This is a genomic window from Paenibacillus sp. B1-35, from assembly GCF_050474385.1.
Lineage (GTDB): Bacteria > Bacillota > Bacilli > Paenibacillales > Paenibacillaceae > Paenibacillus_B > Paenibacillus_B alvei.
Genome location: NZ_JBCHVJ010000002.1, coordinates 739,531 through 752,630, shown reverse-complemented (window position 1 = coordinate 752,630; position 13,100 = coordinate 739,531). Strand labels below are relative to the sequence as shown.

At 48.1% G+C, this 13,100-nt stretch carries 11 protein-coding genes; all 11 read right to left on the bottom strand.

Annotated elements, in window-relative coordinates; genetic code table 11:
* Positions 1-10: 10 nt before the first annotated feature.
* Positions 11-1,201 (bottom strand): glutathionylspermidine synthase family protein, encoded by a 1,191-nt coding sequence (locus ACQ5BJ_RS11065; protein ID WP_430109713.1) that lies wholly within the window; start codon positions 1,199-1,201, stop codon positions 11-13.
* On the bottom strand, positions 1,201-1,902 hold the full coding sequence (locus ACQ5BJ_RS11060; RefSeq protein WP_268622944.1) for a hypothetical protein: 702 nt from the start codon (positions 1,900-1,902) through the stop codon (positions 1,201-1,203). Before ACQ5BJ_RS11060 ends, ACQ5BJ_RS11065 begins: the two co-directional genes overlap by 1 nt.
* A gap of 30 nt (positions 1,903-1,932) precedes the next feature.
* Complete coding sequence (locus tag ACQ5BJ_RS11055) at positions 1,933-2,142, bottom strand: hypothetical protein (protein WP_171417775.1); 210 nt, start codon at positions 2,140-2,142, stop codon at positions 1,933-1,935.
* Positions 2,143-2,304: 162 nt separating this feature from the next.
* The gene (locus tag ACQ5BJ_RS11050) at positions 2,305-4,059 is read right to left on the bottom strand and encodes an ABC transporter ATP-binding protein (protein ID WP_430109717.1); all 1,755 of its coding nucleotides are present in this window, start codon (positions 4,057-4,059) and stop codon (positions 2,305-2,307) included.
* Positions 4,052-5,824 (bottom strand): ABC transporter ATP-binding protein, encoded by a 1,773-nt coding sequence (locus tag ACQ5BJ_RS11045; protein ID WP_268599286.1) that lies wholly within the window; start codon positions 5,822-5,824, stop codon positions 4,052-4,054. The genes ACQ5BJ_RS11050 and ACQ5BJ_RS11045 overlap by 8 nt, the downstream gene beginning before the upstream one ends.
* A 63-nt stretch (positions 5,825-5,887) precedes the next feature.
* Complete coding sequence (locus tag ACQ5BJ_RS11040; protein WP_430109721.1) at positions 5,888-6,868, bottom strand: iron-siderophore ABC transporter substrate-binding protein; 981 nt, start codon at positions 6,866-6,868, stop codon at positions 5,888-5,890.
* 354 nt (positions 6,869-7,222) lie between these two features.
* Complete coding sequence (locus tag ACQ5BJ_RS11035) at positions 7,223-10,063, bottom strand: S-layer homology domain-containing protein (protein ID WP_430109724.1); 2,841 nt, start codon at positions 10,061-10,063, stop codon at positions 7,223-7,225.
* Between the two features lie 228 nt (positions 10,064-10,291).
* The gene (locus ACQ5BJ_RS11030) at positions 10,292-10,501 is read right to left on the bottom strand and encodes a hypothetical protein (RefSeq protein ID WP_268599289.1); all 210 of its coding nucleotides are present in this window, start codon (positions 10,499-10,501) and stop codon (positions 10,292-10,294) included.
* Between the two features lie 108 nt (positions 10,502-10,609).
* A complete protein-coding gene (locus ACQ5BJ_RS11025) occupies positions 10,610-11,137 on the bottom strand; it encodes a GNAT family N-acetyltransferase (protein ID WP_430109725.1) in 528 nt (175 codons plus the stop codon).
* Between the two features lie 399 nt (positions 11,138-11,536).
* Positions 11,537-12,181: a helix-turn-helix transcriptional regulator gene (locus tag ACQ5BJ_RS11020; RefSeq protein ID WP_268622938.1), complete on the bottom strand. Its 645-nt coding sequence runs from the start codon at positions 12,179-12,181 to the stop codon at positions 11,537-11,539.
* Between the two features lie 130 nt (positions 12,182-12,311).
* Positions 12,312-12,926 carry a superoxide dismutase gene (locus tag ACQ5BJ_RS11015; protein ID WP_163979715.1) on the bottom strand — a complete coding sequence of 205 codons (615 nt, stop codon included), beginning with the start codon at positions 12,924-12,926 and terminating at the stop codon, positions 12,312-12,314.
* Positions 12,927-13,100: the final 174 nt, after the last annotated feature.

Below are 13,100 nucleotides of genomic sequence, written 5' to 3'. Positions count from 1 at the left end.
CGGCCCATTCTTATTTTTTCACTCCAATCGCTATGAAATGGCTGTTGTTCCCGGTAATTAGCCCCCCAACGCGGCCGAGTATCCCGCAGGGCGCCCCATTAATCACGAACACGCCGGTCAGCAAATGAAAGGAGCCGTGATGCAGCTCAATTTTGGCCATATCGGCACGCTTTTGAAATACTCTGCTGAAGAATCGGCTCGTATCAAACCCATCTGTATCCTCAGTTTCTACATTTCCCTGCGAATCAAATAGCCGCACAGATCCGCCTTCGCGGCCGAACATCGATTTGGATACGTAGCTGCCGTCAAAGACAGCTTTGTTGTAGGTTGGCAGCATGTAATGCGCAATGACAGCATGCTCTTCCTGCGTGAACAGTTCAGACCCAAGCTCGTGAATGGCCCAGATAACTGCCTGCAAACCTTTCGATTGCAAAATGATCGCATGCGGAGCGTTCAGTATCGTTGTATGTCCATTTTCAATCGAATAAGCAAGCGCTTCCCCACCTTCGTCAATGGCCATCCATTCCTTCGGGTACAGCGCGAACAGACTGCGTATCGTTTGCTCCTCCACCTTCAGTTCACCCTGATCCACCCATAAATCAAGGCAATCGATGCAGCGTATCGGCAATTCGGAATGCTTAACGAGCATGTCAATCGTACCCGAATCTTCTGCATGCTCGCCGTATCCTACACATGCAGCATATTCAGGCGGATTACTCGCCCAAGCTTCCTTCACTCGCTTCGACATTTCGCTATTCGGCGTCTCGAGTCCGTACTGCTTGCACATCCACGGTGTGGCGACTGCTGCTTCCACATACCCGGTTGGGGTATCCGCATTCAGCTCCAAAAGCTTAATTGCCCCACTGTGATCAACAGCAAAATCAAAACGGGCATATTGACTCAGCTTGCCGAATGCATTGGGCTGAATCCGATCCAAGCCATCCCACAGCACTTCCGGAATGGATAATAATTCATATAAATCCCTACGGCCAATTATAAACCGGGCTGCCTTGTCAAAGATGCTCCACAGCTTCGCTGACACAACAAGCAGCTCCTGACTCATGCCCGCATTGATGGCAATGACTTGATCTACCCAGTATTGTTCCTCTTCAATATTCGCCCAGTCGAATCCGAGCTCTGCCAATTGCGCAACGCGTTCAGCTCGATTTGAATGCGGCTGGCCGATGACTTCAAATCCCATTATCCGCCGAACCACCCTCCGCTCTTCGAGCTGCTCGAAGAACTAAAGCTGCTTGACTTGCCCCCGATCCCTCCTGGCGATGAGGAGCTCGACTTGCTTGATCCGACAGCCGATCTGCGAATAATAGATCCTGACCCATTCGATGTAGAAGGACGAACCCTCGAGTTCACGACAGGACGGTTCTGAAAACTATCCGAGGAGAACGACTTCGCACGATAAGTTGAATTCGTTCGCGTATCATACACACTGCCGCTTGACGACCAGCTTGAAGAGGAATAAGCGTTTCCTCGATTGAAGATCATGTGATACAGCAGCATGTCGTCCCAGCCAAATCCTCCGCCGTGATGGACATAGGTATGATGAGATGTCCCGCTTGACGAACTGCTTCCACCAGATGATCCACTTCCGCCACTCGTGCTGCTGCCGGCATTGTCCCCTATTTCTTCTTCTTCCGGTAATGGTATGTTCCAGTCCATATTGGCATCGAAATATTGCTTCACTTCCTCCGTCGACCATTCAACCAGCTTCGCCTGATCAGACTGAGCCGCACTCTGTTGTCCCATCGCGGATGAGCTCATGAGCAGATTGGCAGCCAAGGCAACGCCCAAGGATGTACTTAATACTTTAAGCGGCTTGGCCGGGGTCGCACAGGATTCGGGTTCTTGGCTTGATGACTTCTGCTCCTGTTCATTACGTTCCATTGATCGTTACCTGCTTTCCGCTATCTATTTTCAAGGCTTTCGAGCTGACTCAACGAGCAATTCAAAATTGCCTGTGTTCACATTAAGCCGGCCTTCCAGCATCTCATACTCCACATCGTTCACGAGCAAATAATTCGCATGTTCAAGCAACTGAACCATACTGGAAGTCCATGCACGCTCGTCTATTTTCACCAGTTCCCCTGAAGGCATTTTCTCAAGTATCAGGATATTTGATTGCATGACAAGTTCCCCTCACTATAAAGGATAAAATATACCTATTAGCTTAACTAGTATACCATCTCAGTGTAAAAAATGTAGACCGGAACCGTACTTCCTGCGTGTAAAAAAACCGTTCTAACGCAAATGGACTAACTCCATTTTACGTTAGTACGGTTTCTCCTCTTAAAAAATCTCGTTTTTAGACTCCCCTCTTCCCCCAATCTTCCAGCCGCCAATCTTCTGCTGCTCTTGCCATAAGCGATGGTACGTGCCTACTTGCGCAAGCAGTTCCTCATGTGTGCCTTGCTCCGCAACCCGGCCCTGCTCCATCACAACGATGTTATCCGCTCCGCGGATTGTCTTCAAGCGGTGAGCAATGACGAGCACTGTTTTGCACTGCGTCAGCTTGTTAATTGCGCGCTGCAAATGCATCTCGTTCTCCGGATCCAGCGAGGCCGTCGCTTCATCCAGAATGATGATTGGTGCGTCCTTGAGAATAGCTCTAGCGATCGCAATTCGCTGCTTTTCTCCTCCTGAGAGCATTGCTCCGCCTTCTCCAGCGATCGTATCGTAACCGCGCGGAAGCTTCATAATGAAGTCATGACAAAAGGCCTCCTTGGCCGCCTCCACCACTTCCTCATCCGATGCATCCGGCTTGCCCATCCGAATATTGGCTGCAATCGTTTCATTGAAAAGATATGGCTGCTGCTGCACCGTACTAATTCGGCTTAACAGTTCCTCGCTTCTTATCGCACGCACATCTACGCCGCCAATTTTTACAGCTCCCTTCGTCACATCCCAATAACGGGATACTAATCCCACTAACGTTGACTTGCCTGCACCGGAAGGCCCCACGATTGCGGTCAGGCTATTTTCAGGAATATGCAAATGAATATCCTGTAACACTTCAGCATCCCCGTGACCGAAGGACACATGATCAAATTCTATTCCGTATGATTGCGGAAGCTGGGGCTGAACAGGCTCTACTAATGGCTTCTCTTCAAAAATGTCCCTGATGCGCTCCCCTGCTGAGGTCATATAGCAAATTTGAATCAGTGAAGCGCCTGCTGCGCGAAGCGGCTGATAGAACTTCATGCTGACAACCAGAAAAATGAGCAGCACAGAGACGTCAATAAAGCCGCCTTCCAGCAAGTAGCAGCCCATCATAAGCAGCAGGATAAATCCAAGCTCCAGCACGATGGAGAACAGCATGACGACAGGCGAAGTCATCGCCTCCACTCGAATACTGTCATCTCGCAGCCGCGCCATGGCTTGCTCTAATCTGATAAATCGCTGACCGGTTTGATTGTGAGCCTTCATCAGTCGGATCGTCTGCACGTATTCCAATAGATGCGAGTTTACAGCTATTGCTGCTGATTGCCGCTGCATGCTGCGCTTTCCCATTACCTGCTGCGACCAGAATAATAATGGCAAGGCGAAGGGCACGGATACAAATACAGCGAGCGCTAAACGCCAATCGACAAGCAACAGGAACAGTGCGCTTACGACGGGCAGCGTAATCGCCCCGATAAATTGATTGAATAGATGCGTCAGAATCATTTCCACCTCATCCACATTTGCCAAGAGCGTGTGACTAATCTCCCCTTGATTCTTCCGTGAAAAGTACCCCATCGGGAGCTTGCGCAAATGTTCGCCCAGACGCAGGCGTACATCCTTCATAATTAATGCGCCAGTGCGCTGTGCATCAATCTGCCCCATACTTGCAAATATCGCCTGTACGCAAAATAACAACAGCAGAATCGCCAGCCACCAGCCAATTTGAAGAAGCGTAGGCGTGCCGTTGAACAAGGATATCAATACTACGAATAGCAGTCCCATTGGCGCGGCATTTGCGGCCATTTCAACAATGGTGAAAAGTGTTGCTCGAGTGAATAAGGCTCCCGAACGACCGGTGATGAAGCGTATAGTGTCAAACATAGGCCCCGTCCTTTCCTTCCAGCGACCAATCGTCCGCTTCGCGATGCGCCTTCCACATGCGGGCATACAGCGGATTGTACTCAAGCAGTTCGTCATGCGTGCCCATGCCGGATATGCGTCCATCCTCCATCACGACGATGCAATCGGCATCTGTTATCGAAGACAGTCGATGCGCGATCACGATGACGGTCCGTTGATGCACCAGTCTGCTGAGCGCGTCCTGAATTTTCGCTTCATTTTCCGCATCTGCGAATGCAAAGGCTTCGTCTAAGATAAGAATCGGAGCATCCTTCAGAATGGCACGTGCGATTGCAATGCGCTGTCGTTCTCCGCCGCTGATGTGCACGCCGCCCTCTCCGATCAACGTCTGATAGCCGTTTGGCAGCGCCATAATGAACTCATGCGCCTGCGCGGCTTTAGCGGCAGATATCAGTTCATTATCCTGAGCTTCCTCTTTTCCCATGCGCAAATTAGCTGCTACTGTATCACTCACGACGGGTACATCCTGGAACACAAATGACACCAAATCCATCAATTGCTCTGGTGGGATCGAGCGGATATCAATCCCGCCAATCTGAATCGCTCCACTCGAAACCTCGTAGAAACGCGCGATTAATTGAGCTGCTGTTGACTTGCCCGCTCCTGAAGGCCCAACGAGTGCGGTCACCTTACCGTGCTCTGCCGTAAAATGAATGCCTTGTAGCACCTGCCGGTTCTTATACGCAAACGTGACATTTTGAAAGGAAATATCGAATTGGGTTGGCATGTTTCTCGTGCAGACGGACATGGAGGATGACAGCTCCTCTTCCGCTAATATCTGTTGAATACGCCGAACCCCTTCTATGTTGTTCTGCATCATATGGGCCAAGGTAGAAATCTGGCGCAGCGGTGCAGTTAAGCCGACACCGAGCAGCAGGAATAATACAAGCACAGGGAAGGTCACATTGCCCTGAACGTACAACCATGCTCCCAGCGGCATAATAAACAGCAATCCCGATTCCAATAAAAGCAGGAACAGCGTATACAACGGTGTCTTTTTGCGCGCAATCTCCCCCCACAGGGCCGCATAGCTTTCAACAGAGTTGCGATAGCGGGCGAAGGAATGCACGGTTTGATTAAACGATTTAATGACAGGCATCGCATGGATAAACTCAACAATCGCACCGTTCATCGTTTCCGATAAATGATGCATCTGTTTCATATCCTCTGAGCGTTTTCCACGCAAAAATATAATGCCCTGAACCGCATAGGCTGCTGGTATCGGCAGCAAGGCAGCGATCGCAAGTCTCCAGTCGACGCTGAACAAGTATGCAATCGTTAAGCACGGTGCCACAAGGGACGCCGTCAAATCCGGAAGATGGTGGGCGATGAAAGACTCGATTCGCTCCACATCATCGGCTACGATTTTTTTCACACGTCCAGAGTGCTGTTCACTGAAAAAGCCAAGCGGCAGCTTACCCAACTTGCCGATCAAGCGCACACGCAAATCATAGAGCACATGAAATGCTGCGGCATGCGCCAGCATCGTCGAAGCCCCCATCAAGATGAATCGCAGCAATATCGAAATGAAGGCCATCAGAACGAGCCAACGTATGTCTGGCCATTCCACAGTCGCGCGCAGCAAGAGATCCGTGATGCGGAACACCAGCACGTACGGAACCAAAGCAAATACGGAGCTTGCCGCGGAGCAGATACAGGAAGCGATTAATTTAGCGCGCTGCTTCTGTACCACCCGCAGCATAAACGGCAATGGTGTCGTTGCCATGATGCACATCTCCCTTCCTTATTACCCAGAGCTAATGAAATTCGGGTGATTGGAATTTTGAACTCATTTCTCTTTTTTCCCCATAGCTTGCATGATCTCTTCGATCCCGTCGATCTTCGCTAATGCCATCGGCCCAGGCAGTGAAGGGTCTGCAAGCTCATACACTCGGTTGTTCTTCACCGCATTCATGCTGTTCCACACCTTGCTATTCTTCATGGCTTTCCTAACACCGCCTTGGATCGGATTCTGCCAGTTGTTGATGACGAACAAGTGATCCGGGTTCAAGGCAGCAAGGCTTTCGAGCGTAATTTGTCCGTTCGCCTGTGCAGCTTCTACCGGCTTCAAGCCAAGTCCCTTATAGAACGGATCAAATCGACCGTCATTCCACATCACGAACATCTCTTTGCCGCTATACATCGTAAATAGAACAGACTCATTCTGACGGAACGCCAGTTTTTCCTTATACGCCGCGCTCTTACGGTCGAATTCCGCGAGTACCTGCTCAGCTTTCTCCTCCTCGCCAATGACTTCGGCAATTTGCTTCAGCGTTTCTCTCCAATCTCCAGCCTGCGGGAAAATAACCGTCGGGGCAATTTGCGACAATCGCTCATACTGCTCCTTCATATCATCTGCCGCGATGATCAAATCCGGCTGCACCGCCAGCAGCTTCTCGAGATTGGCCTCCATTCCCAAGTCCTGAATTCCTTTGCCAGCAATTCGCTGGCTCAAGCTTGGGAAATTTCGCTCGATAATCTCGATTCCTTGACCGGCAATCGGATAAGTGTCCAATACGGCCATATAATCGACAAAGGATATATAAGGCGTTGCGATCTTGAGCGGCTTGGCTTCCACGATCGTCTTGCTAGACAAATGTGTAATCGTTCTCGGATACACTGCCACAGATGCAGTTTTGCTGCTCGCGGCTGCCTGCTGCACCACTTCTTTCTCCTTCTCTGCATTTACCTTGGCATCATGATTGCCGCATCCTGCAACTAGCAGCAAACATGCACAGAGCAATACCGTGAATCGTTTCATTGTTTTCATCTTCTCTACTTCCCCTTTGCAAGTTCTAAACTGATTTGATAAATCAACTATAATGAGAACCATTATCAATAGTTTCATGTTACTACCTGCCGTTTCTCCTTCACCACCAGTAGGCGGAATTGTTTGACGGTTGTACGGATAAAAGTAACAACAAAATTCCATATCATCTATATTCACCTGCTTCATTTCCGCCGGGGAGCCAACGTAACCAAGGGGCGTAATCAGTCTCGCGGTATCCCCCACCTTGCTTCCATTTTTTCAACTCCTGATCTATGACTCCCCTCAACACAGAAAAAAAACCGCTCCTAATGGAGCGGTCAGGTAAAGAACGATCAATATATGGAAATGGTAAGGTCACAGTTGCAAATAAAGACGATACAGCATTCGTGCGGCTTCCCCGCGCGTAACCGCCTCTTTTGCTTTAATCTGTTTATCGGCAGGAACATCGATCAAGCGCTGCTTCACCGCCAAGGACATCGTTGGCTTAGCCCACTTGGATACCGTTTCTTTATCTACAAATCGATTTAAATACTCCTCCGGATTCGAAGGATAATAATAATGCTTCCGCTCATGCAGGAATCTTGCGCCGATAGCGGTCATTTCTTGCCGCTCTATCGTACGATCCGGCTTAAATGTGCCGTCAGGATAACCCTCGACGATATGATTTTTTTCGGAAGAAGCGATAAATGGATGATACCATTGCGACGGCTCCACGTCCGAAAAGCTTTCCTTCGCCGTTTCATCCATAGCGTTAAACGCTTTGACCAGCATAGTCGTAAACTCTGCACGGGTTAGCAGAGAATCGGGCATAAAATTGCCGTTGCCTTTTCCAGAAACGATTCCTTTGGAACCTAAAAATTGTACCGCTTGCTTTAACTCTGGATCTCTATCGTCAATATCAGGAAATGATTTCGCATTATCGTCCACAAGATAAGTTCCAGAACGGTTTATTTCCGCTTCCATGCCGTTCTTGGACGGATTGTACTTCCCGCCAATCGGCTCCTTTGTTTTTCCATTCATATAGAACATACTGCTATGTACGGCGTCTGCATCATTCGCAGGCAAAATGAGCTGGATGTTGCTTTCTACACCTGAAAGCTCCTGCCCTTGTTCATTTAGAAATTGGATGCGGTACCCGCCGTTATTCTCTTTCACCAGATGAATGACAATAACCGGTTGCGTATGGAACAAGCGCTCTACCGTCGCGACATTGAATACGAGTTTTGCATCCCCTGCATAAACGGTAATATAGTCAATATCCTTCCGACCAACTAATCCATTTTTATCCAATTTGTATCTATATTCATTCTGTCCAGGCAAAGACAATATTTCCGCATTCACGATCAGCTCTCTCGACGGAACAATCTTATTTTCTGACAGCGCCTGCTGTACCGCTGACTTCGCCCTTGACGCATTGCCTGCCAGTCGGTTAAGTAATTCGGGCGTTATGACGAGCTGGCCGTTAACAGGAGCCGGCTTTTCGCTGCTCGCGGCAGTGATTACAAGCTCTCCTGCTTGCGTTAGTCCTTCCACGATAACCGAGTCCTGCTTGTCTGCGTCAGGAATAGACCGGACGGCAGTGAAATACGTATCGGAAGCCATACTGCTGTCCGCGACATACAACAATATGTAAGTCGTCTCATCCGGAAAACCAGCTCTGGTTGTTGTGGCCCGTACAATGGTTTGTCCGGATTTATTCGCTGTGATGACCGGCATGCCATTCACATTCGTGACCGTTCCTATGCTCGGATCGTCAATGGTATACACTATTTTAGTTCCAGGAAGCACATTGTTTGCGACAATAGGCTGTTGTCCGCCAGGCTGCAGCATCGTGATAAACGGATAAAGGCTGACTTCCGGCGAAGTCATCCGTATCAACTCCGGTTGAGTTTTGGTCTCAGGGCGATCACCTGTTGGTTTGTTAACGGCCTCAGAATGATCGCCTGTTGGTTTGTTTACGATCCCTGAACGATCATTAGCTGGTTTGTCTGTTGCCCCAGAATGATCGACAGTTGATTTGTTTGCTGTCCCAGAATGATCGACAGTTGATTTGTTTCCTTTTCCAGAGCGATTGCCAGCTGCCGTTTCTTTCGTGAACACAACAAGCTTCGGGAAGGCAGAAACTTTATATTCCCATGCCCACAAGGTCTGATCCTTTTTCAATACATAGTTTTCCATATAGCTGTCCTTGTCCTTGTAGTGTACGGAAGCGATATTCGAAAGCTCGGGGAACACTTTATCGCTGTCTATTGACCAGAGCTTATCGTCTGCTCGCAAAGCATAAGTAGTATCGATATTCGAATCTTTCAGCTGTGAGCCAAATTGAACAATTCCCTTAGCGCCTGTTGCTTTATGTAATTGAATCGGAGTACTTTCAGAATCATAAGTTTTCCAAGACCAAACCGTGCCATCTTTCTTATAAGCATAATTTGTTGTACCGCCCATCTCTATGTTGACGATGCCGTCAAGCCCTTTGATCTGCTCTGGACCTTTGTTATCAGATTGGTTTGATTGGTTATTATGCGGCCAGTACATGTATGCTCCCCATTTCCATACCGAACCATCTTTTTTAACTGCGTATACGCGACCGTTCACAGATTTTATAGATGCGACATTATCAAGAATCTTAGCATAAGCCGTAGACGAAGCTTTGCCTTGTCGAGCTAACCACCACCAGACCGAACCGTCTGATTTTAATACAAACAAGGTCTTATAATTTTTAGAGTTGCCGGTATAATCGGCGACGAGAGATGTTACGTGATTCAAATCTTTGATAGGCTTCGGAGCAATCCTAGAATCTTTAGGATAGGTGTTGTTCCTAGAATCCCAATACCATACCGTTCCGTCTTTTTTTAATGCAGCGTAATTCGTCATTAATCTACTTTCCCCGTTCTTGCTCTCGAACGAGAATTGTTTCACATCCCGCAAGCCTGGAATTTGCTCGAGTTTGGCTTGATAGAATGGATCGGAAGCTTGGGCGGAATAATCAAGTGTGTCCCAATACCATACCGTTCCGTCTTTTTTTGATAGAAGCATATTCCCATCAAGTATTTCGTAATCCTCGCCGATACGTGTATAGTGCTGTTCGCTAATGGCACTTCCATTATTCCCCTTGGCCTGCACCGAACCTGTATGGACCGTGAGGATTAACATCAGGCATAGCAACGCTAAAATGAACCGTTTCTTCTTTATCAATTTCGTTTCCCCCTTTTATTTCTTTTCTTACTATCCCTTCATCGGTTAATAACTGCTTCGATTTCACTTTTTCCTGAATTTTCATCTATGTTTTCAAAAAGGACGAACTGAAAAAGTGCCGGCAAATATACCGGCACTGAATCAACACACCCAATCTAACGCGCATCGCGCAATACTTCCGTCTTCAGGCTATTTGCGTTTACCTCGTGTCGTGGACCTGGTGATTGTTCAATATGACCCGACTTCCCCGCTATCCGGCTGTGCAATAATCTGACAAGCGATCCCTGTGTACGCAGCGAAAAAATTTTCTTCACTCATCACCCGGCAATATTCGGAATCCGACGTATACCAAGGATACCAAGGATCTAAATAATAAAAATTATTCTCTTCCTTCCGAAGCAGCACTACCCAGTGGGTTTCCGTTTTGTGCTCCAACATTCTACACCCTCTAAATAACCATTACGTCGGGATCAACACCGTCCACGGCTCGGTGACAGTGGCAAACGTCAGACAGACCTTCTTGTGCAACACAGCGGTTCTGCTTCTTTAAAGCGTAATCAGCATATGGATATCCTTCGGCTCTTTTTGGAAGAGCTCAGGATCTACTTCATCCGTCAACTGGCTTCCATTGCTCTTGTAAAAAGATACCGCCGAGCGAGTTTCCGTTGAAGAAACATAGAGGTGCTTCGCGCCCCTTCTTCTTGCTTCTTCCGCAAGCTCATTCATAATGCGCGATCCGATCCCTTGTCTACGATAGTTCCGAGATACATACATGAGATCAACCTGAAGCTGGTCGCGCTGCTCCCCGCGCCATTGATGGGCCAAGACGCCGAAGCCTACTAATGTGTTTCCATCGAAAGCACCGACGGCCATCCCGCCGTTTTGCAGCTCGAATACATATCGTTCTTCCATCTCTTGCAGCAACTCGATGTCCCAATTCGGACATTCGTGGTTCGCATGAATTTCCGTCATCTTGCCGTCGTGCATTTCATAAATCAAATCAATATGCTCCGAGCGATCGATTTCCTTCAATTTCTTCACTTGAGCTTCCGTCATTACTTGATAGTTTATCATTGTACTTCCTCCCATTTTGTGTGAATGTGTCATTCTAATCGCTTTTCTTACTGGTACAACCAGTTGCGACTTGTCATGCAGCATTCAAGCAAAATGCAGGACGGTCAGCCATAAGAATCGTGACTCTACAAATATGGATTACCCTTTCACCTCCTTTTTAGATGCTAATCTATTATGGCAATGAAATGCTATTGACGCTATTGTTCTACTACTTGGATGCAAGTTGACCGCAAATGGTTTCCGTATAACACCATCCATTATTATACATCCGTTCATGCGCTAACGATAGTATCATAATTGGAAACATGCCGATATAGTCAAATAGGAGGATCACAAAAGAGCATGCTCGAAAAGCCTGTTAGGGTAGCTTTAACGAACATGCTCAAATATCGATTCCAATCACGAAACTGGCGTAATGCGATAACTACATACATTTCCGCCCTCAGCCATACATGCTGTTCGTTCTACGTGAGCTTGGAGCAAGGTGCGAAATAACTCGAGCTCGCAGCGGCAGACATGACCGTACCTGCATGCAACTTTTGCAATCGGACAGTTTTTCTCTTCAAAGGAATAGGAGCCGTCTGCATTCGGGTGCATGTTTGCCATGTAACCTTGTTCATTTTGCACTCGGACGAGCGCCTCCAGCCGATCCTCCAGTGTTTCTCCTGCGACTTCTCCTTCATACCGCTGCTGCAGCATAGCGCCTCTCCGTTCGAAAAACAAGGCCACGCCCGCTTCCCCGAACAATGTCGCCAATTCATCAAATAGCTCTGTCGCTAGTTCATCATATTGACGCGGATACAGCTGGGCAGCCGAATCTGTAAGTTGATAATAATGCGTCGGTCTGCCGACCTGATGCCGGCGCACCTTTGTTTCAATATGTCCCTCTGCCTGCAGTTCCGTCAAGTATCGACGTATCGCAACACCAGTCACTTCCATGCGGTCAATAAGATCCTGAACCGTGACGGTACCCAGCTTTTTCAGCCAGAACAATACCTGTTCTCTGGATGTGCTGTCTTGGCCGGAAAGACTTGCTGCTCTCATGCCATGCTCCTTTCCATCGTTTCTACCGGATCGCTTATTATTCAGAGCTTCGTTTTCGTCATGCCCCGTGATGCAGCCCACACCTTGCAGAAGCAGCGTCCTGCTTCTGCAAAGTTTGCACACATCAATCTCAGCGAATGGCATCATTGTAGCGGCGGTTCACTTCTTCCCAATTCACGACATTCCACCAGGAGGATACGAAATCGGGTCTCCGGTTCTGATATTGCAGGTAATACGCATGCTCCCATACATCCACCACCAAAATCGGCGTTTTATTCTCCATTAACGGCGTATCTTGGTTCGGTGTACTCATGACCTCAAGCTTATCTTCGTTTACGACTAGCCAGCCCCAGCCTGAGCCGAAGCGGCTAATTGCCGCCTTCGTCAGCTCATCCTTCATTTGCTCAAAGCTGCCGAAGTGCTTTTCGATTCCCTTCGCAATGTCACCATATGGGCTGCCCCCGCCGGTTGGACTCATGATTGACCAATATAAGCTGTGGCCGTAATGTCCCCCGCCTTGATTGCGAACGGCAGTGCGGATATCTTCCGGGACGTCGTTCAAATTGCTGACCAATTCCTCGATCGAAGCATTTGCAAATTGCGTATGACCTTCCAATGCCTTATTTAAATTGGCCACATAAGTGGCGTGGTGCTTCCCATGGTGAATTTCCATCGTTCTCGCATCCAGATGAGGCTCCAGCTCATCGTATGCATACGGAAGTTCTGGCAATGTAAATACGCTCATGTAATCATCTCCTTCTTGGTTCATATCCGGATACATCTTTGATTATATATTTATCCAATTATTTTGTACATAGCTAAATATGTTTCCTGAAGGAAACTTTTGAAAAAACGAATCGATAAGGCTTGAATGGTATCGAAAATAAAAAAGGCGCACCATCCGAAAAAACTCGAAGGC